The sequence below is a fragment of the Halorubrum sp. Atlit-26R genome (assembly GCF_003666015.1).
Taxonomy (GTDB): domain Archaea; phylum Halobacteriota; class Halobacteria; order Halobacteriales; family Haloferacaceae; genus Halorubrum.
The window spans coordinates 1-1,443 of sequence record NZ_QPLT01000060.1 but is presented as its reverse complement, the minus strand read 5'-3'; the positions used below and the strand labels follow the sequence as shown (position 1 = coordinate 1,443).

Below are 1,443 nucleotides of genomic sequence, written 5' to 3'. Positions count from 1 at the left end.
CTATTGCGGCTCCGGGTGATAGGATGGAATTCAACACGCCAAAGCATACGGTCGTGGAGGCAACGCGGACCACCAACTACGAAGGTGGGGAAGCGTTCGAGCCTGCCGACCCCCGGCTCGCACTGTATAAGCGCACGATCAACCAACTGCTGGAGGGCTCGTTCTACGAGACCGATGACGAGCAACTCGCTGCTGTCGTCCGCCAGTTCGATGCCGCCGCAAACGACAACCCGGAGTTCGTCCTGAAGCTCGCAGCCTATGCGCGCCAGGAGCTCTACTTGCGGGACATCCCACAAGTACTGCTCGTGCTGGCAGCCAACGACGACCGATTCAAGCACGACTCACCCGAGTCGCTCATCCGCGAATGGGCGCCGGCGATCATCCAGCGGATGGACGAGACAGCCACCGCGCTCGCGGTCCACGATCAGCTGTTCGGCGGGACTGCGCCGTGGCCGCTTCGACGCGGGATCGAGGACGCACTGGTGGAGATGGCCGACGCCTACACGCTGGGCAAGTACGACCTGTCGCGGCGTGAGGTGACGCTGCGCGACGTCTTCAACCGCGTCCACCCCACGCCCGTCGACGCCGAGCAGGAAGCGCTCTTCGAGCGGTTCATGCGCGGCGGCCTCGACGACTATCCCGACGTCGACCCGTTGCCGGCGCCCAACACCTGGGAGACGGTTATCTCCGAGCGCGGCAACACCCAAGCCGCCTGGGAACTGCTCATCGAGGACGACGAGTACACGTTGCCCATCTTCGCATCGATCCGGAACCTCCGGAACATGCTCGAAGCCGGCGTTCCGGAGGACACCGTCGTGAATCACCTCGACCTGGAGGCAGTCCGACACGCGCCGCTGTACCCGTTCCGGTACTACCAGGCCTACACCGCGCTACAAGACGCGGATGTCCAGGCACCAGCGGTCGAGCAGTGGCTCGAAGACGCAATTGATGTCGCGGTCGAGACGGTGCCTGGCGGATTCGGCGATACCTTTGTCGCAGTCGACCTGTCGGGATCGATGGATCAACCGCTGTCCGCGAACAGCACGCTCCGATTGAAGGAGATCGGTGCGTTGTTCGGTGCGATATTGGCCGACCAGGGTGCCGACGTCGGCGGGTTCGGTGACGACTTCCAGACGGTTCCGGTGCACGTCGACACGCCAGTCCTGCAGCGCCAAGCGGCGGTGTTGGCGATCGACGAGGACCTCGGGAACTCGACGAACGGCTGGAAGGCGATCAAGCACCTCCACGACCGAGGGGATGCTGTTAAACGGATCGTCGTCTTCACCGATATGCAGATCTGGGACAACACGCCGTTCACAGCCCGCGATTCCCAGACGGTCAAAGACGCGTTCGATGCGTATCGAGACGAGGTGTCTGCGGACACCGCGCTGTATCTCGTCGATCTCGCGGCCTATGGCGACTTGGTGACGCCAGAAGGCTACG

The 1,443-nt window shown here is 63.4% G+C and carries 1 protein-coding gene; it reads left to right on the top strand.

Features of this window, described 5'->3' with window-relative positions; all coding sequences use genetic code 11:
• Positions 1–23: 23 nt before the first annotated feature.
• A partial coding sequence (locus tag DVK07_RS19220; protein WP_121598486.1) for a TROVE domain-containing protein occupies positions 24–1,443 on the top strand: 1,420 nt, incomplete at its 3' end.